The sequence below is a fragment of the Dechloromonas sp. ARDL1 genome, from assembly GCF_051122455.1.
Lineage (GTDB): Bacteria > Pseudomonadota > Gammaproteobacteria > Burkholderiales > Rhodocyclaceae > Azonexus.
Map to the genome: position 1 here is coordinate 28,608 of NZ_CP168940.1, position 21,677 is coordinate 50,284.

General features: G+C 62.4%; 22 protein-coding genes and 2 pseudogenes. All 24 read right to left on the reverse strand.

Annotated elements, in window-relative coordinates; all coding sequences use genetic code 11:
• Window positions 1-4 precede the first annotated feature (4 nt).
• Window positions 5-1,318: an ABC transporter ATP-binding protein gene (locus AB6Q56_RS22355; protein ID WP_434515037.1), complete on the reverse strand. Its 1,314-nt coding sequence runs from the start codon at window positions 1,316-1,318 to the stop codon at window positions 5-7.
• A complete protein-coding gene (locus AB6Q56_RS22360; protein WP_434515036.1) occupies window positions 1,308-2,126 on the reverse strand; it encodes an ABC transporter permease in 819 nt (272 codons plus the stop codon). The genes AB6Q56_RS22355 and AB6Q56_RS22360 overlap by 11 nt, the downstream gene beginning before the upstream one ends.
• Window positions 2,126-2,671, reverse strand: a complete 546-nt coding sequence (gene rfbC / locus AB6Q56_RS22365; protein ID WP_434515035.1) for a dTDP-4-dehydrorhamnose 3,5-epimerase — start codon at window positions 2,669-2,671, stop codon at window positions 2,126-2,128. Before rfbC ends, AB6Q56_RS22360 begins: the two co-directional genes overlap by 1 nt.
• Window positions 2,671-3,553, reverse strand: a pseudogene (rfbA, locus tag AB6Q56_RS22370) (glucose-1-phosphate thymidylyltransferase RfbA). The gene rfbC and the pseudogene rfbA overlap by 1 nt, the downstream one beginning before the upstream one ends.
• Window positions 3,550-4,623 (reverse strand): dTDP-glucose 4,6-dehydratase, encoded by a 1,074-nt coding sequence (rfbB, locus tag AB6Q56_RS22375; RefSeq protein WP_434515033.1) that lies wholly within the window; start codon window positions 4,621-4,623, stop codon window positions 3,550-3,552. Before rfbB ends, rfbA begins: the two are co-directional and overlap by 4 nt.
• A gap of 3 nt (window positions 4,624-4,626) precedes the next feature.
• Window positions 4,627-5,587: pseudogene (locus AB6Q56_RS22380) on the reverse strand (glycosyltransferase family 2 protein).
• Window positions 5,588-5,990: 403 nt separating this feature from the next.
• The gene (locus tag AB6Q56_RS22385) at window positions 5,991-6,419 is read right to left on the reverse strand and encodes a holin family protein (protein WP_056928961.1); all 429 of its coding nucleotides are present in this window, start codon (window positions 6,417-6,419) and stop codon (window positions 5,991-5,993) included.
• The gene (locus tag AB6Q56_RS22390; protein WP_434515031.1) at window positions 6,416-6,706 is read right to left on the reverse strand and encodes a DUF6127 family protein; all 291 of its coding nucleotides are present in this window, start codon (window positions 6,704-6,706) and stop codon (window positions 6,416-6,418) included. Before AB6Q56_RS22390 ends, AB6Q56_RS22385 begins: the two co-directional genes overlap by 4 nt.
• Before the next feature lie 12 nt (window positions 6,707-6,718).
• A complete protein-coding gene (locus tag AB6Q56_RS22395; protein ID WP_434515030.1) occupies window positions 6,719-8,998 on the reverse strand; it encodes a host specificity factor TipJ family phage tail protein in 2,280 nt (759 codons plus the stop codon).
• Complete coding sequence (locus tag AB6Q56_RS22400) at window positions 8,995-9,411, reverse strand: NlpC/P60 family protein (RefSeq protein WP_434515029.1); 417 nt, start codon at window positions 9,409-9,411, stop codon at window positions 8,995-8,997. The genes AB6Q56_RS22395 and AB6Q56_RS22400 overlap by 4 nt, the downstream gene beginning before the upstream one ends.
• Complete coding sequence (locus AB6Q56_RS22405) at window positions 9,408-9,950, reverse strand: DUF1833 family protein (RefSeq protein ID WP_434515028.1); 543 nt, start codon at window positions 9,948-9,950, stop codon at window positions 9,408-9,410. The genes AB6Q56_RS22400 and AB6Q56_RS22405 overlap by 4 nt, the downstream gene beginning before the upstream one ends.
• Window positions 9,951-9,961: 11 nt before the next feature.
• Window positions 9,962-11,608, reverse strand: a complete 1,647-nt coding sequence (locus AB6Q56_RS22410) for an RCC1 domain-containing protein (RefSeq protein WP_434515027.1) — start codon at window positions 11,606-11,608, stop codon at window positions 9,962-9,964.
• A gap of 33 nt (window positions 11,609-11,641) precedes the next feature.
• Window positions 11,642-13,312 (reverse strand): RCC1 domain-containing protein, encoded by a 1,671-nt coding sequence (locus tag AB6Q56_RS22415; RefSeq protein WP_434515026.1) that lies wholly within the window; start codon window positions 13,310-13,312, stop codon window positions 11,642-11,644.
• Complete coding sequence (locus tag AB6Q56_RS22420) at window positions 13,309-13,971, reverse strand: hypothetical protein (protein WP_434515025.1); 663 nt, start codon at window positions 13,969-13,971, stop codon at window positions 13,309-13,311. Before AB6Q56_RS22420 ends, AB6Q56_RS22415 begins: the two co-directional genes overlap by 4 nt.
• Before the next feature lie 47 nt (window positions 13,972-14,018).
• Window positions 14,019-14,498 carry a hypothetical protein gene (locus AB6Q56_RS22425; RefSeq protein WP_434517194.1) on the reverse strand — a complete coding sequence of 160 codons (480 nt, stop codon included), beginning with the start codon at window positions 14,496-14,498 and terminating at the stop codon, window positions 14,019-14,021.
• Entirely contained in the window at window positions 14,495-17,122 is a 2,628-nt protein-coding gene (locus AB6Q56_RS22430) for a phage tail tape measure C-terminal domain-containing protein (protein WP_434517195.1), read from the reverse strand. The genes AB6Q56_RS22425 and AB6Q56_RS22430 overlap by 4 nt, the downstream gene beginning before the upstream one ends.
• A 21-nt stretch (window positions 17,123-17,143) precedes the next feature.
• Window positions 17,144-17,359, reverse strand: a complete 216-nt coding sequence (locus AB6Q56_RS22435; protein ID WP_434517196.1) for a hypothetical protein — start codon at window positions 17,357-17,359, stop codon at window positions 17,144-17,146.
• A gap of 83 nt (window positions 17,360-17,442) precedes the next feature.
• Window positions 17,443-17,793, reverse strand: a complete 351-nt coding sequence (locus AB6Q56_RS22440; RefSeq protein ID WP_434517197.1) for a hypothetical protein — start codon at window positions 17,791-17,793, stop codon at window positions 17,443-17,445.
• Window positions 17,794-17,813: 20 nt separating this feature from the next.
• Complete coding sequence (locus tag AB6Q56_RS22445) at window positions 17,814-18,752, reverse strand: phage tail tube protein (RefSeq protein WP_434517198.1); 939 nt, start codon at window positions 18,750-18,752, stop codon at window positions 17,814-17,816.
• 24 nt (window positions 18,753-18,776) lie between these two features.
• The gene (locus AB6Q56_RS22450) at window positions 18,777-19,229 is read right to left on the reverse strand and encodes a hypothetical protein (RefSeq protein WP_434517199.1); all 453 of its coding nucleotides are present in this window, start codon (window positions 19,227-19,229) and stop codon (window positions 18,777-18,779) included.
• The gene (locus tag AB6Q56_RS22455; RefSeq protein ID WP_434517200.1) at window positions 19,226-19,888 is read right to left on the reverse strand and encodes a DUF6441 family protein; all 663 of its coding nucleotides are present in this window, start codon (window positions 19,886-19,888) and stop codon (window positions 19,226-19,228) included. Before AB6Q56_RS22455 ends, AB6Q56_RS22450 begins: the two co-directional genes overlap by 4 nt.
• A complete protein-coding gene (locus AB6Q56_RS22460; protein WP_434517201.1) occupies window positions 19,885-20,193 on the reverse strand; it encodes a head-tail joining protein in 309 nt (102 codons plus the stop codon). Before AB6Q56_RS22460 ends, AB6Q56_RS22455 begins: the two co-directional genes overlap by 4 nt.
• A 3-nt stretch (window positions 20,194-20,196) precedes the next feature.
• Window positions 20,197-21,198, reverse strand: coding sequence for a major capsid protein (locus AB6Q56_RS22465; protein WP_434517202.1), 1,002 nt, complete (start codon window positions 21,196-21,198; stop codon window positions 20,197-20,199).
• Between the two features lie 97 nt (window positions 21,199-21,295).
• Window positions 21,296-21,673, reverse strand: coding sequence for a head decoration protein (locus AB6Q56_RS22470; protein WP_434517203.1), 378 nt, complete (start codon window positions 21,671-21,673; stop codon window positions 21,296-21,298).
• Between the last annotated feature and the right edge of the window lie 4 nt (window positions 21,674-21,677).

Here is a 21,677-nt window from a genome sequence, read left to right on the forward strand (position 1 = left end):
AACATCATAAAACTTTCTCAATTACTTCAATCCTTGGATTGAGGTTCACCACGCCCCCGATGGACAAGCCATCGTCCGAGCCGACCTTGAATATGAGTACATCCATACGGCGCTGCAAGTAGATCAGTCCATCGCTACTGTCCGGCGCATGAATTCCGCAGGTGAGGTAAAAAATTCCTGGCCCAAGGTGATTCGTAATGTGAAACTCGATTCGTACCTCGTCACCTTCGTCGAAGTGACGTCGGGATACGGAATGATTTTGCGTGTTGGCGCCAAAGATACACACGCCCTCTCGATTCGTGATCATCATCCCGAATACAGGCAGGGCAACCGGCGCCGAAAATACCGCTCGGTAAGAGAAGACGTAAGAGGCGTTCGGAGCCAGAATGTTCGTTCGTTGCTGATGTTGATTCGTGATGGCGACGTCGATGATCTGCGCCCGGCCGTCCCCGTAAGTCTTTTCATTGGTTTGGAGCAAATCCTCATCCAGGATTGCCTGATCCAGTTCAGCCGAATCGACCAGAGCCTCGGCCTGCGTCGTTTCCGCCTTTCTGGATGCTCCGAACAGATCGCGCTCATACGAGATGCAGACCTGCTTGGCAGCGCCAAACTCGATCACTGAACCTCGGGCCAGATAGAGGGCCTCGCTGCAGATCTTCTTCACGGTTTCCATGTCGTGACTGACGAACAGCAAGGTGACGCCGGCGTCACTCAGCTCGCTGATCTTTCGCATGCATTTGCGTTGAAATGCAGCATCGCCCACGGCAAGCGCCTCGTCGACAATCAGGATTTCGGGGGCCACATTGATGGCCACGGCGAAGGCGAGCCGCACGACCATCCCGCTGGAGTAGGCTTTGACTGGCTGATCGATGAAATCGCCGATGTCAGCGAAGGAGACAATTTCATCAAACCGGGCGTCAATTTCCTCCTCGGACAACCCGAGAACCGCTGCATTCATGTGGATGTTTTCACGCCCCGTGAACTCGGGGTTGAATCCCGACCCCAGCTCCAGTAGAGCAGCAATTCGACCATGCGCGGTGACCATACCTTCGGTCGGATTGAGCGTGCCGCAAATAATCTGCAGCAGCGTGGATTTGCCACTCCCGTTACGGCCGACGATCCCAACGGTCTCTCCCTTCTTTACCTGGAACGAGACGTCCTTCAGAGCCCAGAACTCTCGGTAATGCTGCTTGGGCGAGAAGCCAAGCATGCGTTGAAGGCGCGGCATGACAAACTGCTTAAGGCGATCTCGGGGGGTATCGTAGATCTGGAAGCACTTGCTCAAGCCCTCGACCTTGATAGCGATTTCAGAGGACATCGGCAAAGCCCTTTCTGGTCTTCTGGAACCATGCAAAGCCCAGCCAAGCGATGAACCCTGTCGCCAGCCAATAGATGGCCAGCATAGTGAAGTTCGGCATGTTGCCCCAGAAAAGCACATCCCTTGTCATCTCGATCACAGGAGTGAGCGGGTTGATGTACAGAAGGTGGCGGAAACTTTCGGGCAGAGCGCTGGCCGGGTAAAAGACTGGGCTCAGAAACATCAGCGTAGTGACAACAACACCGATGAACTGCGAGACATCTCGCAGAAAGACCCCGAGTGAGGCCAAGGCCCAACTCAACCCCATGATGAACAATGTGAACGGCAGGATGACCATCGGCAACACAAAAACGGTGGCATGGGGCACACCGAACAGCACGATGTACGCAGCAAGCCAGACTCCCAGGCTGATCAGGGCGTGATAAAGCGCTGCTAGTAGGACGACAAACGGCAGAATCTCCAGCGGGAATACTACTTTCTTGACGTAGTTGGGATTCGAGAGAATCAGGCTGGGTGCGCGGCCAATACATTCAGCAAACAGGTTGAAGACGATCAAGCCAGCAAAGAGCACTAGCGCAAATTCAACTTTGGAACTGCCGCCGCCGCCCCACCGGGCGTTGAAGACCACACTGAATACAAAGGTGTAGACCGTCAGCATGAACAACGGGTTGAAGAGAGACCAAAGCAGACCGAGTGCAGAACCCCGATAGCGGCCTAATACCTCGCGCTTGGCCGACGCATGGATGAGGCTGCGATTACTCCAGAGGCTGGCCACCATTTCGACAGGAGTGACGAGAAAATCGCGCATCAGGCAAACACCTCGGCCTCGGTTAATCCCTTGCCTTGGGCATCCTTCGCAGAGAGGATGGGCTGAATTCCATCAGGCCACTGGATACGGAGTGTGGGGTCATACCAGAGAATGCAACGCTCATAAGCGGGCGCGTAATAGTCCGTGGTTTTGTAGAGAAACTCGGCAGTATCCGAGAGCACGACAAAGCCATGAGCAAAACCTTCCGGAACCCAGAGTTGCCGCTTGTTTTCAGCCGAGAGGATTTCCCCCACCCACTGACCAAAGGTTTCGCTGCTTTTTCTGAGGTCAACCGCAACGTCGAAAACTTCGCCTTGCACAACCCTGACCAGTTTGCCTTGGGGGTGCTGGATTTGGTAATGCAACCCGCGCAAGACGTTCTTCACGCTGCGGCTGTGGTTATCTTGCACAAACTGTACCGGCTTGCCGACAGCTGCTTCAAATTGCGCTTGGTTGAAGCTTTCAAAAAAGAAGCCGCGCTCGTCACCGAACACTTGGGGCTCGATGAGTACGACATCAGGGATGGCGAGTGGTATTGCCTTCATCAGAATACGTTTTCCTTGAGGATTCTCAGCAGATACTGGCCATAGCCGTTCTTGGTCAGGGGCTGGGCCAGTGCCTCGAGCTGCCCGGCACTGATCCAGCCTTTTCGGTAAGCGATCTCCTCGGGGCAGGCGACCTTCAGGCCCTGGCGGTTTTCGAGGGTAGCAATGAACTGGCTGGCATCGAGCAGAGATTCGTGGGTTCCAGTGTCGAGCCAGGCATAGCCACGGCCCATGATCTCCACGCTGAGTTGTTCCTGTCCCAGATACAGCCTATTGAGATCGGTGATTTCCAGTTCGCCGCGCGGTGAGGGCTTGAGGGTCTTGGCCAAATCAACCACTTGATCGTCGTAAAAATAGAGCCCGGTAACGGCATAGTTGGACTTGGGTTGTCTAGGCTTTTCTTCTAGAGACAGTACCTTGCCATACGCATCGAACTCCGCCACGCCGTAACGCTCCGGATCATGCACGTGGTACGCAAACACGCTGGCACCCACGTTACGGGCCATGGCGTTGGCCAGCAGGTGGTGAAAGTCGTGGCCGTAGAAGATGTTGTCACCCAGCACGAGCGCGGATGGGTGTTTGCCGATGAATTCCCTGCCAATCAGAAAGGCCTGGGCCAGGCCGTCCGGGCTGGGCTGCACGGCATATTGCAGGTTCGAGCCCCCATTGGCTGCCGTCGCCCAACAGTTGAGTGAAACGCGGCGTATCCTGCGGGGTGCTGATGATGAGGATGTCACGGATCCCCGCCAGCATCAGTGTGCTGAGCGGGTAGTAGATCATGGGCTTGTCGAAAACGGGCAGCAGTTGCTTGCTGATGGCCAGCGTGGCCGGATGTAGACGCGTTCCGGAACCGCCGGCAAGGATGATCCCTTTGCGACTCATGCAGCCACCTCTTCGCCGTAGTGCTGGCTGACCCAGTCGCGGTAGGAGCCGTTTTGTACGTGCTGAACCCAATCGTGGTTTTCCAGGTACCACTGCACCGTCTTGCGGATGCCAGTCTCGAAGGTTTCGGCGGGCTTCCAGCCCAGTTCGCGCTCGATCTTGCGCGCGTCGATGGCGTAGCGCCGGTCGTGGCCGGGGCGGTCTTGCACGTGGGTGATCTGCGTTTTGTAGCTGCGCCCGTCGGCCTTGGGGCGCAACTCGTCGAGCAGCGCGCAGACGGTGTGCACGATCTCGATGTTGGTCTTTTCGTTCCAGCCGCCGACGTTGTAGGTTTCACCCAGTTGGCCGGCTTCGAGCACACGGCGGATGGCGCTGCAGTGGTCTTTCACGTAGAGCCAGTCGCGCACCTGCAGGCCGTCGCCGTAGACCGGCAAGGGTTTGCCAGCCAGGGCGTTGACGATCATGAGCGGGATGAGTTTTTCCGGGAAGTGGAAGGGCCCGTAGTTGTTGCTGCAGTTGGTGGTGAGCACCGGCAAGCCGTAGGTGTGGTGCCAGGCACGCACCAGGTGGTCGCTGGCGGCTTTGCTGGCGCTGTAGGGGCTGTTGGGCTCGTAGGCGTTGTCTTCGGCAAACGGCGGATCGTTTTTCGACAGGGTGCCGTAGACCTCGTCGGTGCTGACGTGTAGGAAGCGGAAGGCAGCTTGTTCGGCCTCGGGCAAGGCCGACCAGTAGGCCCGCACGGCTTCCAACAGGCGGAAGGTGCCGACGATGTTGGTCTGGATGAAGTCTTCGGGGCCGTGGATGGAACGGTCGACGTGGCTTTCGGCGGCGAAGTGCAACACGGCGCGCGGTTTGTGCTGGGCCAGCAGGCCGTCCACCAGGGTGCGGTCACCCAAGTCTCCCTGCACAAAGATGTGACGCGCGTCGCCCTGCAGGCTAGCCAGATTCTCCAGGTTGCCCGCGTAGGTGAGCTTGTCGAGGTTGACGACGGACTCGTCCGATACGCCCAGCCAGTCGAGCACGAAGTTGCTGCCAATGAAGCCTGCACCGCCGGTGACCAGAATTGCCATGTGTCAAAGTTTCCTGAAAACCGCAGCTGCAACCAGTCCAAGGTTTCCGAGGAGTGTCTGACGGTAAATGCCACTGCGTTTGAGATGGATAAGACGAGGGATCAGGCTCATTTCGCGGGCTCTGGCGAAACGCTCCAGTATTTCCAAATTTTCTGGAGTAAGCCGATGGCTCAGAGCGCGCAAGGCAGCGATGTTGCTGTCGTTCCAACCCCGAAAAGCGGCCTTGCCACAGCATGCGAATGCGCTTGAAACGAGCCGGCCAGGTCGCGTTCATGCCTACCAAGTTGCCATCGTGCTGGCGATAGCGGAGCGTGGGCTCGGCGTCGTAAAAAACCTGACCGCCACAACCGGTGACCACCATGTATGCCCACCAGTCGTGGGTGATCACAGGCAGGTTTTCACCCGCTTCGCGCAGGAGGTTGCGCGCGGCGTTATTGAAAACCATGGTGTTGCCGCCGCCAATGTTTTGCATCAACGCATTGGCAAAGCTTGGCGGCTTGGTAAAAAGCGGTGAGACGCCGATTTCGTTGTTATTGGAGTCCACCAAGCGGGTACGCGAGCAGTACAACGCGGGAATGTCTTCAGGCAGAGTATTCAGCCATTCCACTGCACGGGCCAGCTTGTTGGGCTCCCAAATGTCGTCTTGGTCTGAATAGGCGTAGTAATCCGCGTCGATGCTGGCTTTGCACGTCAACGACAGGAAATTCGCCGCAAAACCTTCCGCTGGACCGAAGTGAATCGACAATCGGCCGTCTGGCCACTTCTGTTGATAGGCTTCAAGAATGGCGTGCGTGTCATCCTTGGAGCCGTCATCAGAAGCCCAGACTTCCCAGTTACTGTGGGATTGCGCTGCAAATGAATCGAGTTGTTCTGCGAGATAGTGCTGGCCGTGATAGGTGCACAGCAGAATCGCCACCTTGGATTGGGCAACGCCGGAACCGCTTGGCGCGCCCATTTTGGGCATGGCTACCGCTCCCACGAAACCGGTCTCGTGGTTGAAAGGACTTTTTAACAAGTCAATTCTTGATGCTTCGCCAGTACCTGCCTGACCGATGAGTTGATTCATCAACCCGCCTCCACCTGTGAAAACCCCCGCTCGTAGCGCCCAGAAAGTCATCTGAGGCACCCGAATTCGGGGGGGGGGGGGGGTACATCGCAGCCTCCCTAAAAGACCGCAAACACCCTGCCGTTGCTTCAAAATTATTATGACAAGTATAACCTCCCCATTGCTTACAGACAATGTTTAATGGTTCGCGCTGGTTCGTGCGTACAAACGACAAAAGACCCCGCCTTCACCTACTGCCCGGGAAGGGAAGCCGATGAAGACGGGGTCTATGGATGATGTTTGCTGCGGTCGGTGGCGGGGTCTATCTGGGCACGCCTCGCCACTTGTCGAAACTGCGCGCGCCGGTGTAGCCGAGGTAGCCGGCACCGAAGAGCCACCACAGGCTCTCCGGCACTGCATTGAGCAGCTTGGACAGGTTTTCGGCGGCCTGGAACACCTCGGCGGGCCACCAGATGCCGATGATGCTGCCGATCACCGACAGCAGGATCACGCCGTAGATCACGTACAGGAAGGTCGGGCGGGCTCGGCTGGTCCACGGGTCGGCCGAATTGGCTTCGGCCAGGATGGCCGAGAGGCTGACCTGCATTTCCTGCAAGGCCTGCTGACCCTCGGCCTGGAACAAGGCGAGCTTGGCCTGCTCGCGCTGGGCCGGATCGGGAATCAGCCGGTCGATGAGTTTGGCGCCGGCTTCGAAGAGGCCGGGCGCCAGGGTGGTGAAGATCGGGCTCATTGCGGGCCTCCGAACAGTTTGATTTTGACGATGGTGCCGGCCAAGAGGGCCAGCACGAGACCGGTTACCAGCATCTTGACGAGCGTGAGGCCGGCGGTTTTCTTAGCCTCGTTGAAGGCATCGAGCAAGCTGCGCAGCTCGCGAATGTCGCGGGCGGCGTCCGGCCCGTCCAGACCGACATCGGACAAGGCGTGACGAGCGCCCCGCTCGGCCGCTCGCTCCAGCAGCGTTTCGAATTCGTCATGGGGCATGACCACCATGCCATCCATCAGGTGGGGTTCGTTCATGGGCGATTCCTTTCAAATCTGATCGGCCGTGTGCACGGCGGGGTGTTCGGCCACGCAGGTAATTTCGACCTGCTCGCCACGCGGGCGCACCGCAATGACTCGCGCCAGCAAGCTCCACTGCTCGGCGATGCCGAAGGCGAAATGGGTGCGCTCGGCCGACAGGCCGGTTTCAATGGAGATGTCAGGCAGATCGGTAAAGACCACCTGCTGCGCATCGCTGCCCGGTGTCACGACGTGCGGACCACTGACCCCGCCGTCACGACGGCGCAAGGCCATCACATGCGGCTGAGCATCCGTGAAATGGACCAGCTCGGACAATGTAACGGTGTAGGTGTCGATATCCCAGGCGACGATCTCGCCACCGGTACCCCAACTGGGCATGTCGTGGGCGATGGCGATCAAGTCGCCATAGGTGGGAATCAGGCCTTCCAACTCGGTGCGCAAGGTGATGATGCGACGCCGGTAACGATTGGCTGCAGCCAGGTACAGCCCTTCACGTACCGCATGGGCTTCGGTCGTGCAACCGAAGAGGCGCAGCTTGGCCGGATTGGTGCTGCTAGACCCCGGCAGGCTCACGGTCACTTCATCCGGCTTCCAAGTGCGGCTGCTGAAGAATTCCACCGTCACCGCGTCCGCCGTTTCCTCGCCGGGCATCACATACTGGATCTTGAGGCTGTTCTTGACGATGTTGCGGGGACTGAAGAGCGCCACCGGCAATAGCCGGGCTTCATCGCGCACCAGGCGCACAATGCCGCCTTGCAGGAAAGGCACGGCCCGGCCACAGCGGGCCACCCGAGTCAGGGCTTCCCATACCGTGACCTGCTGATCGAAGACACCATCGAACTGATCACCCCGGCTGGTCCAGACCTGATCGAGTTGCGCCAAGGCAGCCAGATCGATCCGAGCATCCGGCAGCTTGGCACCGTAGCTGGCGCGCAGGATATCGGCGAAGACCCAGGCGATCGATCTGGTCGGGACTGGTGTTGACCACCCTGATGCGGACGACCAGACCGGCAGCTTGCGCGTGACGATGCAGTTGATCAGACGGCTGGAGCGCTGCGACAGGTTGTCGGTGGCGCGCATGCGGATGGCCAGTAGCGTGACGTTGTCAGGAAACGTGAAACCACCGGCGAGATAGCCTCGCGCCTCGCCCCAGCGCACTTCATGCCCGGCACGTGAACTGCTGTCCTTGCCATCCAGCCGCGTGGCGCGTACTTCGTAGCGTCCTGGGCTGACTGAGTATTTGTAGGACAGGCGCTGCGGCGTGGTTGTGGCAGCGGTCAGGCTTTCACTCCCCAGCGTGAACCAATTCCTCAGAGGGTCGCCCTCGGCATCGATAGCCCGTGCTTCGACCTTCCAACTGGCACTGCGGCTATCCAGCCCGCCGGCATCGTTGGCGTAATACAGACCGCGCGGCAGCAGAATGTCGATGCCGATGTGCGTGACATCGCTGTCGGCCGGGTTGATCGCAAAGCCCCCGGTCCAGGTGCCGACCAGCAGTTCCTGCCCCGCGACCTCAGGCGCAGTCACCACATCCGGGTTGAACAGCGTGACCGGACTGCCGGGAGGGACGATCTGGTAGGTCACTTCCTCGAACGAGGCGATGGGCGTGTCTTCGATGCGCAGCTGCTCGATGTCGTATTCGCCCAAGCCGATGCAATGCAGTTGGTGCAGGTATTGTTCGTTACCCTGGTATTCGCCATAGGGCGTGGCGGCCAGGTCCGGATAGACCAGATGGCGACCGTAGACGACCGGGATGGGTTGGGCCAGCCGCGCGTAGTTGCCCTGGCCTTGCAGGCTGTAAGTGGGAGACGGCTGCGCCAGGTTGCCCCCACCGGCGGCAAAGGACGGCATGTTGGGCGTTGGCAGCGGTACCAGCGCACTGACCAAGGCGGAACCCGCCGTCATGATGATGGCCGAACCGACGGCCGTGGCCAGGTTGCCTGAGAACCCCAGGCTCGCGCCCAAGGGGCCGCCATACACGGTGGCCACCACCATCACCGCAATCATCAGGACCGTGCGCAAGGGGTTCTTGCCACCGCCACCACCTCCCCCGCCCTGCGGCAAGGCGACGAAGAGCACAACGCCATCGATGGGCGTGACCGCCCAATCGGCGCGCAGCACCGGCGTGCCGTTCTTGATACAGACGGTCGGCTGCTCGAACTCGGTGATACCCTGGGTGCCGAGCCACTGGCGGATAGTTTGGCTCGGGTGGGCCACCATCACCTCGCGCTGGCTGGGCTGGAAAGGGTTGCGCAGCAGGATCACGGCGCTTTGCTCAGCGTGAATCACTTGCTCTCCACAAATCGGTAATAGCCCTCCACCCGCCATCCGTGCAGCAGGAGTTCGGGCAGTTTTTGGAAGACAACGCCCGCGTCCTTGACCGCATGGAGCACGCCACCACCATCGACGGGCAGCCAGACACCGACATGCACCGGGTGGCGAGATTGGCGCAGCAGGACGGCATCGCCCTCGGCGGGTTGCACCACCATGGACCAACGTTGTCGCTCCGGATGGTCGCGGAAGGTGGTCATCACGGTGCGCAGGTCGTTGGCATCCACCGGAATTTCCGGCAAATCGCGACCAAAGTGCACGCGCTGGATGGCCAAGAACAGGCCCCAGCAGTCAAACGCATCCGGGCCACGCGCGCCGGCGTGCCAGGGCCGACCGATGAGCTCGGTCGCCCAGTGCTGGGTGGCGCTCATCGGGTCAGCCCGGGAAACGTCTTGGCGGTGTAGCTGATACCCGGAAACGCCTTGTTGCCGACATCGAGCATGCGCGCGCGACCGGTCACCCGGAAGATGTCGGCTTCCACCTCGGTCAGGACCAGGTGGATGGGCGGGTCCATCTGCGGACCGTCCAGATCGGTGGACAGATACGGCCGATAGGTCACCTCGATCACCGACTGCGATTCGGCCGCCGCATCCAGGTGCCGCACGATTTCACGCGAGACGTTGTCCAGGGTGACGGTGATTTCCGGCACGGGCATGGTGTCGACCGGCGGCAGGTCCAGCTCAAAGCCCATGGCCACGAACTGCACGCGCTCGCCGGCTTGCAGCGGCGCTTGCGATTCCAGCCGGGCCCACAGGTCGCCGGTGTCACGCACCACGCGGATGGCGACCGGCTCACCCGCGTCATCGACGAAGGCCGGATGGCGCAATTCCAGCGTGTGCAGGATGATCTGCTCGGACGGGGCGCTGGCGTAGGCTTCCTTGATCGCTTCAGACAAAGCAGCGTTGGGCATCAAGTCACCGTTTACAGAATGACGGGGTACGGGACGTAGCTGGTTTCGCTGTCGTCCTCGGGCAATTGCGCTTCGCCCGCATAGCCGCTGGCCAACACCTGACCGTCATCCAGCAGAAACACCAGACCCTGCTCGGAGCTCGACCCGTAAGACGAGATGTCCACCACCCGGCGCTGGGCGATGCGGACCAGTTCGACGCTGCTGCGATTGGTGGCATCCCCCAACCCCAGCGCACCGTTGCCGTTGTAACCCCAGGCGTAGACGGTGCCGTTTTCGAGTAAGGCCGCGCCGTAGTTGTAGGACCCGGTACCGCCATGCACGGCCTTGACCACGGTGTTGCCTACCGGCACCTGTACGAAGTTGCCACTGTTGCTGCCGTTGGCATTGCCCCAATAGGCGCCGGCGCCGCAGGCCCACAGCGTCTTGTCGGTTTTCTTGAGAAAGGTGAGCGGGTAGTCGTAACTGCCGGCGTAGACATCGACCACGTTGGTCGCGACCTGCACCGGGGTGAACTGGTTGGCCAGATTCCCATTGCCCAGTTGGCCATAGTCGTTGGTGCCCCAGGCATGCAGGGCACCGGTACTGTCCAGCGCGAAAGCATGCACGTAACCACCGAAGACCTTGACGAGGGTTTTGCCGACGAGACTGCCACCGGCGCGCGGCATGGCGACGTTGGCCTGGTTGGCGGTGCCGTCGCCCAGCTGCCCATTGCCGTTGTAGCCCCACGAGTACAGCGTGCCGTCGTTCTTGACCGCGTAGCATGCGGTGTAGCGCTCGCGGCCGGCCGCAATCTGGGTGATGCCGGAGAGCACGGGCAACTGCACAAAATTATTGCGCTGGGTGACATCACCCAGGCCCAGCTGGCCGTGGGCGTTATAGCCACACGCGTGCACCGTGCCGTCGCTGCACAGCACCAGGGTGCTGTTGAACCCTTCGACACCACAGTTTTGTGCGACTTGCACCACGGTTTTGCCGGCAATGGAATTGCTGGCGTTGGCGCTCATGTTGTAAGGCACGGGCTGATTGGCCGTGGTGCCGGTGCCGAGCTGCCCGTAGCCGTTGAAACCCCAACCCCAGAGCTGGCCGTTCTTGTCGATGCAGTAGCCGTTGGTGTCATGGCTGTAATAAAGCTTGTCCGCCCCCGGAAACCCCGGCGGGAACGCGGTGCGTGCCGGGTAGGAACGGGCAAAGGTGGTGCCGTCCCCCAGTTTGAAGTTGACGTTGCGGCCCCAGGCCCGGATGCTGCCATCGGTCATGATGAGGCCGAACTGGCGGTAGCTGTTGGGCTGCGCGTTGCTGGCGTTCTCGGGCAGCTTGAGCGCTTTGGTGCCCGAGCGCACATCAGGTGTCGCCCAAACCGGTACGCCTTGCGCGCCGATGGTCAGCACCTGCCCGGCTTGGCCCACCGGCAAGGCCACCAGCTGATTGCCATCGAAGTAAATGACTTCACCGGGTAGGTTCGACACCCCTTGCGTGCCTTGGGCGAATAGGTCCCAGACCGGGGAATTCAGATGCGGTGCCACACCCGACGTGGCATCTGCCAAGCAGACAAAGCTGTCGCCGTTGTGTCCCACCACATCCTGGCGGGCATAGATGGCGCTGGCGTCATACCCGCCGCGCCAGGTAAAGGCAATCTTGCCCAGAGTAACGGTTCCCATGAACAGTCCTTGAAGAGTGGAATTTGGAAGGATTCAGAACAGGATCGGTGACGGGGCGTAGCGGTGGTCGTGGTCGTCATCACCCGTCTGCGCATAGGTGCCGTTGCCGGTGCTCATGACCTGGCCGTCGACCGTGAGGAAGTGGTAAGCGCCGTTGTGATACTCCCCGCCTTCGCCGCAGCCCATGGTCCCGGAGCGCGAGAAGTCCACGATGGGCCGGTCGATCAGCACGAAGCGCGACGGGGTATTGGCGGTGTCGGCGTAGCCGTTTCCGCACTGTCCGGCCGCCCCCATGCCCCAACCCACCGCCTTGCCGTCGGATCGCAGCGCCATGGCCGACGAGCCATAGCTGCTGCCGTACACGCGCAGCTTGGTGACCTGGGAGAGGAACTCGCCGCCGATGGTGGCCCAGGTGCTGCGGTCGCTGCCGCCGCCACCGATGCTGTAGCCGTTGTATCCGGTATGGCGCACCGTGCCGTCCTGCATGAGCGCGAGCGTCCTGCCATAACCGCCGGCGATGGCGTACGCGTCGACCACCCCATCGAGCACCTTGTACGGGAACAACGCGTGCCCGGTCCAGATATCGCCCGTGAACCCTGTGCCCCAACTGCCGCCGACCTGACCGCTGTCATGTCCCCAGCGGTAGAGCGACCCGTCTTCGAGCACCACGCCGTAGGCGCGGTAATACTGGGCGCCCGCGACCCAATGGCCGTCAGACTCGGAGCAGAAGACTTTTTTGACGCGCTTCTCCGTGCCCCAGGGCATGAGCAGGCGGTGGGTGGATTGGTCGCTGCCAAAGCCAGAGGCGTTCGCTTCGCCAGCCACCCACAGCTTGCCCTGGGTGTCCACCAGGTAACTGGCCGCATGAAAGCCCCCGGACAGAAATACCTCCCGGATCGGCGTGTCGGCCGTGAAGGGCACCAGGGTGGGTGTGGAGACGTTGGTGCTGTGCCCCAGCCCCAGGCTGCCGTAGCGGTTGTTGCCCCAGACATAAACGCGACCGGCATCGTCCAGGCAGGCGAACATGCGATAGCCGTGCCAGTCGTGGCCCGTGAAGACGCGTTTGACCACCGAGTTGGCGGGCAACTGGCCGACGCCATTGACCCGTCGGGGCACCGGGTTGGCGGTGGCCGTGGGCGAGCCCCCGTCGCTGTTGGCCCCGGCGTGCCACAGGCCACCGCTGGCATCGATGAAGAAGGTCTCGTCCCACATGCAGGTGATGGACACGATGCGCGGCGTGCCCGGGGGAAACGCCACCCGCGCCGGGAAGGTGCGGCTGATATCCCCCGTGCTGCCGGTGCCCTGCTGCCCGGTGAGCGCACGGCCCCAAGCGCGCACCGAACCGTCGTTCATGAGCGCGGCCATGAAGAAGTTGGCACTGTGGTAGTCCGCCGCTGCCCGGTCGGTGTTCATGAGTGCCGTGGCCACCGTGCCGTTGCGATCGGCCATGAAGCGGAATTCCACGCCGTCCGTACCGTTAGAGTGCAGCACCATGCTGCCGATGCCGCCCACCGAGACACCGCCGGTGAGCAGGTGGCCTTTGAGCACCGCATCCTGCTGGCCCAGGGCAAAGGGCTGCGGCTGGCCGTGACGGATGACCCAGGCCCCTCCCTCCTTGAAGACCACGTCGCCGTCGCGGTAGGAGAGATACGGCGAGTGGATGCCACACCAGCGGTAGCCCAGGGTCGAGATATCCAGATTCATGGATGCGCCTCCAGCACCGTCCCCAGCTTCATCACCAGCGCGTTGTTCTCAAGGGCGAAGTGCACGCCCTCGGTGACGGTCCAGGCATCGAACGCGTCGGCCTCAAAGGTTTGGTCGCGTCCTTCGGTCAGCAGCAGTTCACTGCCATCGCCTGACAAGGCAAAACCGTAGAACCGGGGCGAGGCCACGGTGGGCACGAGTTCGTAGCCGGTTTCATCAGCCTTGACCCTGAGCAGCATGCCTTGCGCACCGGCGAGCGCATCGGGCAACCCCACGGCGAGCAGCCGGGCGATGACTTGCTGCAGCACGGCTTCCGCGTCCACCAGGATCTGGTTGCCACTGGTCTGCACCTGGTTCAGCACCGTCGTGGTGTCGGCCACGCCTTGATCGGCCGTGGTTTGGGCCCGGTTGGCTTCGCTGGAGGCGAGTTCGGCCGAGGTCAGTGCGTCCTGGGCGGCGGTCTGGCTTTGGGCCAGGATGCCTTCGGCGGCGAGGTTGATGCGGACATTGGCGTCGGCCAGCAGCTTGGCGACGGTGGCGACATCGCCGCCCTCGGTGGTCACGGTTTGCAGCGCCGTGCCGTGCACGACGGTGTGCAGCAGCGCGCTGTCGGCCGTGACCTGCGCGACCGCCTGGTGCAGATCGGTTTGCAGACTCATGGAGATTTTTTCCGGAAACAGGTGGGATAGGCTGGGGATCGGAAGGCTCAAGCCGGCCAGCGAACCGGCAAGGTGCCGTGCACCAGTTGGTGCAAGTCGCGACCCATGGCAAAGAGGTCGTCGGCGGAGAGTTCCAGCATCAGGTTGAGCGCGCCCTCATCGAGCGTGGGCCGCTCGCGGATTTCCAACTCGCCCTTGACATCCCAGCGCCGGGCCGAACGCAACTGGGCTTCGAACTGGCGGGTGAAACGGGCTTCGTGTGGCAGCAAACCGAGACCGCCGAGCAAGGTGATCTCGAACCACTGCCCGCCCTCGTCGGCGTGGTACTTGTACCAAGCCTCGAACAGGGCAAACTCGAACTCGCTGAAGAGCCAGCGCACGGTGATGCGCGTGGGCGTTTGCCGAAATCGACGCCGTTGACGCGCAGGACCGGACTCCATGTCGGTGCGCAGCACGGCCTCTTGGGGTGTGAGGCCATAGCCGTCGACCGAGGGCAGCGGCAGCGTGGTGGGCCATTGCACATTCATCGCATCGCCCCTGCCGCCGGGTTCAGCCCATAGCGGCGCTCCAGGGTCGGCGCCAAGCCGGAGCCTTGAGAGATGGAGCGGGCCATGCGCGCTTCCATCTGTTCAACAATGACATCCAGCCGCGTGCTGCCATCGGGCTGCTGTTGCTGCTCGACGCGGGTCTCCACCCCGCTGGCGCGGTTGATCACATTCACTTCCACATTGACCTGGGGCTTGGTGGCCACCGCGCCGCCCAGTGCGCGCAACTGGCCGGGCGTGAACACCGCCTCGCCCTGGCGGGCGATGATGGGCACTTCGCCCGAAACGAGGCCTCCGGTATGGAAGCGCCGAGCACCGGCAAAGAGACCAGGATCCACAATGCGGGATGGCAGCCCATCAGACCCGAGCAGCCCACCGCTGTGGGCGATGTTGGCGTTCACGCCCATCAGATCCCCCGAACCCAAAGGCAACGCCGCGCTGGCCGCCGGCGCAAACAGGCTCATCGCAAAGTTGGCCAACGGCAAGGTGATCGCGCGCTGGATCTGGATGCGGATCAGGTCGCTGATGATGGAATTGGCCAGGCTGTTGAAGTCCAGCTTGCCGGTCATCACGAACTGGGTCAGCGCATCCTCCATGGACTTGAACGCCCCGGTCACGGCGCGTTCGGCCTGCTTGGCCGCGTTGGTGGCGTCCTCAATGTAGGTGCGCAGCGCCGCCTTGGCCCCGAACTCGGTGCTGCGCTGGTACTCGGCATTGGCGCGGATGAGGTTTTCTACGATGGGGAGCTGGCGCGCCAGGGCGTCGTTGATGGCCTCGATGGTCTGGGCCCGCAGGTCGGCATCCTGGAGTTGGCTGGCTTCCTTGCGCGCGGCGGTGGCGGACTTTTCCAGCTCGGTGCGGGCTTGCAGGACGGCACGCTCGTCGGCGGACAGATCCAGCATCTCACGCTGCAACTGCAAGGCTTCGATGCGTTGACGGCTACCACCGATCAGGCCTTCGGTGATCTTGCGCGAGGCGGCTTCTTCTTTCTCGTAGGCCTCAAAGGCCTTGTCGGATTCCTTCTGGCGCTCGATGGCTTCCAGCACCTGGATGTAACGTTCGGCTTGCGCCGCCACCCCCTGGTAGCCCTTAGCCTCGATCTGCAAGGCCCGGGCCCGCAACTCTGCCGCTTCGCCCTCCTGCGTGCGCAAGAGCCGCGTGCGCAGTTGATTCAGAAACGCTTCGCCCTCGTCGGGTTTGGCGGCGGCTGCTGGCCTGGCAAACGCGCCCAGGTCGAGGTTGGCCGGAGGGCGGGGTGGCCGGGGTACGGTCGGCAGAAACCGGTCGTAGATGGCCTGCACTTCCCGGGCTTGCGCCTCGGTGTCCAGCACAAAGCGCTGGCCCATGACGCGCACGGTGCGGCGCTGCTCATCGAAGAAACGGGCCACGCGATCGGCATAGCCCGGGTTCTGGTTGATGTTGAAGAGTCGGTCGTTGGCCGCGCGCACGTACTCGTCGCGTGCGCCCTGGAGCTTGGCGATTTCGGCGTCGATCGCCTGCGCATCGAACCCGTAGTTCTTATAGAAGGTCAGGAGCTCGGTCTTGAACCAGGTCTCGATGTCCTTGCCCACCACCGACAGGCTGTCGAACGGTTGGGCGATGACCCGCTTCAAGAGCACGGCCGACTCGGCGATGAGGGCGAGCCCCGAGGCGATGGACTCCAGGAACGTGAGTGTGGCTTCCCGGTTGGCCGTGATGCGCTGCAGCTCGTTGCTGAAGCTGCCCGTCTCCGTCTGCGCCAGGATGACCTGCTCGGTGAAGTCGGCCAGTACCGGGATGACGGCGGCACCAATCTGGCGCTGTACGCCTTCGAAGAGGGCGGACAAGCGCGTGAGGTTGTCGTTGAAGACTTCCGAGGCCCGCGCCACGTCTTCGGACATCACCAAGCCCAGGCGCTGCGCCTCTTCCATGAGCGCCGTAATGCCGTCCCGTCCCTGGTTCAAAAACGGAATCAGGCTCAAGCCTTCACGGCCAAAGAGCTTGATGGCCAGTGCGGCTTTGTCCGCGCCATCGGGCATGTCGGCAAACTTCTCGGCCAGGTCCAGCAAGACCTGCTCAGTGGGACGGATCTGCCCATGGACGTCGATCGCGGCCACGCCCAACGCCTGCAGGGCTTTGCTGCCTTCGGCACCTTCGAAGCGCGAGTCAAACAGGGCGACAGACAGGCGCTGCAGGCCTTTGGTGAGCCCTTCGGTGCTGACGTCCGAGAGCTTGGCGGCGTAATCGAGCGCGGTCAGGGCTTCAACCGAGACACCGGTCTTTTGCGAGAGCTTGAAGAACTCATCGCCCACACGCGCCACTGGCATGACCAGAGCCGTGATGCCCACACCCAGTGCGGCAATGCTCGCGCCGGCAATCAGACCGGCGGGGCCGAGCTTGCCCAGGACCGCGCCCAGCATGCCGAGCCGGTCGGTGGCCGCCTGCAACTGGAACTTGGCGTCGTTGGCGGCAGACGACAGCAGTTTCAAACCGCTGGATGCTGGCGTCGACGCGGCTTCGATTTTTTTGAGCGAGCGCTCCCCCTTCTCACCAATCTCAGACAGCTCGGCTTTGACCTTGCCGCCGTCGACCACGGACAGGCGGATGGAGAGGTTGCGTTCGGCCATGGACTCAGTCAGGAATGCGGGTTACTCGTTTTGTTCGAGGGTGCTCATCAGGCCCGCCTCGACCGCCGGGAACAGGTCGATGGCCGTGGCCTTGTCCAGCCCCGTGCTTTCACAGGCCAGCATCCAGGCGTTCAGATCCAGCCCGACCACCCGGCCCTGGGCCATGCGCAACTGGCTGGCACAGATGTCAATCGCGCTGGCCGCTTGCCAGCCGTCCAGGCTTTGAGGGGCGTGCATGGTGTAGGGGCACTCGGGGCAGGGCGCGGGACAGGCGCTGCAGTAGCTCGGCCCGCCACCGAAGTGCCACGCGGTGCGAGCCTTCAGGCGTTTTTTTCCGAATCCAGGGCGTAGAGACCGGCGAGGTATTCACGCTCGAAGGCGTCGGCCAGCAGCCAGTGCTCCATCAGGGCGGCCACGCCCTCGGGGGTGACGGCAGCGGGTTTGCCCTTGTCGTCGGCGACGCCTTCCCAAGCGAGTACCGCCAGCTTGGCCAGTTCGGTGATCAGGGTGGCGGTACGTTGTCCTGCAGCAGCGGTGTCGGTGCCGGGCACTTTGGCGGCGGCATGGCGGGCAGCCATGACCAAGGCGGTGGTGGCGGGCCGGACCTGCAGGCGGACGCCGGCGGCCAGCGTGAGCCAGTGCGGTGCACGCGGAAGGTTCAGTTTGATCATGAGAAACCTCGGTCGGGTTATCAGTAGGTAGAAACGTCGTTCACCAGTTCGACGGTGAACATGCGGGCCACGCTCGTGGCTTTGGCGGCTTGCCACTCGAAGGTGGCCTGGATGCCACCGGGACCCGAGATGGAGAGCTTGGGTTTGGGTAAATAGACCTCATGCGCGATGAAGGTCAGCCGGTGATCGGCGTCGACGGCGTAGCCGAAAGTCAGTTCCAGCGGCGTGTTGTTCGTGGCCGCATCGATCAGCGTGGTGTCGGCAAAGCGCACTTCCAGGTTGCCGGTGAGGCTGGCGACCGTCGGATCGGCGCCATCGATCTTGCCATCCGACCGGATGGTCTCGATGCGTTCCAGGTTGTTGGCGTAGGTCAGCTGGGCAGAAACCACATTGCCCAGCGCCTGGCCGTCGCGCAGGATCTGCCCCTGGAACTGGTTGAAGCGCTGCAGATCCCGAGTACTCGGGGTGTCATCCAGCGTGGCGGTGCGGCGCACTTCGCCCTGGGCCACCAGACCCACCGTGGCGTTGGCTGCGCCGGAGCGCGCAATGCCCACCTGCAGGCTGTTGACCATGACACCGGAGGCCACGAACCAGGCCGGGATATCGGGCAGACCGGTTTCCAGCGTCAGGCTGGGCAGGCTGGGTTTGCCAGAGCCAAAGGTGTGGGTGACCATGCCTGTGCCCACCGAGGTGGGCTCGCCCAACAAGGCCTTGAGCCACAAGCCGATGTGCCGAACATCCAGCGGCACGACCATGTCGCCCTCGACCTTGATCACATCGCGGATCGGCGCGCTGGGGTCACGCCCCAGGCCAATCAGGTCGTTGGCGATCAGCCCCTGTTCGGAGCCAAGTGAGGTGGACACAAAGGGCAACTGCCAGTAGCCATCTACCGGTGTGCTGCCGTACGTGGATTCGAACGCCGCCAAGAGGCTCGCGTTTGCGCCATAGGCACGGGCCATGAGGTTTCTCCTTCAAATTGAGGTTCAGTTCAGCGGGCCACTGCTGCTGTAGTGCAGGACCACGGGCAGCAGGCAGGCCTTGATGCCGCTGCTGCCGTCGGGGGCCAGTTCGTCGAATTTGGGTGCACCGATCTCGGCGTACTCAATGACGCCCCTCAACGTGCGGTCCGCTTCGATCAGACCAGCCAACTCGGTGAGCAAGCCATCCATGCGGTTATCGCGTGCAGCGGTATCCGCATCGGCCACGAACAGTTCGATCGCTACCTGGTGCTGCCAGTGGTAGGTCAGTGGTGAGAGCGACACCTCGGGCTCGCCCATCTCGCCATCGCGCAGGATGGCCATGGCGTGGTCAGTCACGCGTTCGGGCAAGGCAGCGTTGCGTTTGACCGTCGTTCCGGATGTGCCCAACGACAATTGGCCGAGCACGGCAAACAGCGCACCGATGGCGCTCTCACGTTGACTGGGTCGCTGGCTCATGGGCGTGCTCCTCTGCGTTCCGCCTCATCGAATCGATTGGCGATCCGGCGGGCCAGCGTACTGACCCAGCGGCGCGAAGCGCTGTCGATGTCGAACTTCTTCTTCAAGGTGACTTGGGGCACCAGCAGGAACATCGGCACGGTGACCAGCCCTCGGCCGGAGGCTTGAGACTTTTGCGAGGCAGCGGAGAAACCACCGCGCTGGCCCTGGCGGGCACGCTGGTTTTCTGCGACGAGGAGCGAGGGCTTGCCTCGGCGGTAGATGAAGCGCAGGCGCTGGCCACGGAGCTTTTCCCAAAGGCCGGGGGTCATGCGTTTGCCGCGCGGGCCTTTGCCGGCGGCGGGCAACGGGATCGCCAGCCAGAACCCGTCCTTGGAGCGGATGGTCGCGCCCTGGTCATGGGCGCCGACCACTTCGGGGGCCCGGCTGTAGACCAGGCCTGCTGCCTTGATGCTCTGTTTTCCCTTCGGGTAGACCTCGCCACGCCAGGTATTGGCAAGGCGCTGACCAAGGCCAGCGCCGGTGATCTGGTTGCGCAACTCGGTCTTGAGCCCGTCGGTGGCTTCGCGGATCGATTGCGTCACGGCCTGCTCGGCAATGCGCACCTCTTCGGCCAGCATTTGGTCCAACTCGCCGGACAAGGCCGCCATCAGCCTCATACCGGTGCTCCGGTCAGGGTCCAGATCAGCCGATCGCGATCGGCCAGCGGTTCCCCCACCACCTGATAGGTCTGACCATCGAGCGTGAAACGATTCCCTTCGCGGGGGGACGCCACGTCGCTGGCCATGACATCAAAGCGATGGGTGGCCAGTGCCAACCGGGTATCGCCAAAAGATTCGACAACGTCGGCCTGCTTGGCGATGAACCGGGTGGCGATTTCACGGCCATCGGCCAGCCGGTAGGTACCAGGCACTCCCAACCGGGCGAACAGGCGCGAGACCGCTCGCTCAAAGGCAGCTTGCATGAATCAAGCCGTCAGCTTGATCAGCACACCCGGGCGGTGGCACATGGGCAGCGGGTTGCTCTGCGTGTGCAGGTCGGTGCCACGGTCAAACTGTCGGGGCGCCTGCTTGGCGTAGATCGGCTGGCCGAGAGTATTGACCGTCTCATTGAAGTCGGCCGGTGCGAAGTAGGTGCCGAAGGTATCCACCGTGCCCACCGGGAAGCAATGCGCTTCGCCGTCCGCAATGAACTTGCGCACCGTGCCGTCAGCCGAGCTGGCCTGACCCCGGTATTCCTCAAACGTGATGCCGCCGTAGGTGAAGCCGGTGCGCACGTCCTCGCGCAGCCAGGCGCCTTCCTGGAACCGGGAGTAGGACTCCACCACGTTGGCGTGGCTGGTCAGGGTCTCGAAGAAAGACGGAGAGCACAGGCAACGCACGCCGGTCATGAATTCGCCCTGCAGGGCTTTTTCCATTTCGCCGAGGACCTTGACGCACTTGTTGCGCACATTGGTCTTGGCATCGGCCAGACCCAGCGACATGGTGGTCGCGTCAATGCCGAATTCGTCGTAGAGGTTGTAGATGGTCGAGCCGTCAGCGTCGAGGATCTCGCCCTTCAAGGCGCCCATGCGCAGGTGCTCCAGCGTGATGGCGTGCTTGTTGCGCATGGTCTCGAGATGCCGGGCCAGCACGCCAGCCAAGGTTTCGAGCTCGGTCTCCGAGCCAAAGGCGCGGATGCCCTGGACTTCTTCGGGCAATACCACGTCGTCGTGCGGAATGTGCGGGATGACGAAAGAGCGGACCTTGCGCTTGCCACGCGTTCCCAATGTGCCCGGCGAGCCGGGTGGCATGGTGGGCAGCAGGTTCAGTACGCCATTGCGCTCTTCGATGATGATTTGCCGGAAACGCGTGGGCTTGGCCGGAAACAGGTTCAGGTCTTCCAGCCGGCCGTAGCGGTTGGGCACCAGGTTGATGGCGGCCGTGAGGTTGGCCATGCTGAAGGCCGGGTTGGCAAAGAGGTTCTGCATGTGGGGCTCCAAAAATGACGAAACCCGCGCAAGCAAGACGGCCAGGCGGGTTCGAGGGGATGAAGGAAATGGGTGACTGGCGAATCAGGCGCAGGCTTTACGCACTCTCACGCACCAGCACGCCACGCTCAGCCAGTTGCTGCTCGTAGGCGGTGCGCTGGGCACCAGTGAGCGCGATCGGCCAGACCAGCGCGGTCTTGGCGACGATGGCGTGACGGGCGATCAAGATGGCGTCCGACCTGTCGGCATTGGTGGCATCGATGTCGTTGGCCAGCACGCCAATAGCCGACTCGGTGCCGTCGGTGGCAGTGGGGTCGATGGCGTAGTGTTTGCCATCGCTGGCATTGCGACCGAGCACCGTGCCCAGGGGCAGGTTCTGGCCAGCGGCGATGGTGGCGACGTCACGCGAGTAGCGGTTGGGGGCTTCGTACTTCAACAGGTCGCCGAGGTTGTTTGCTTCGGTGATGGCGGGCATGGCG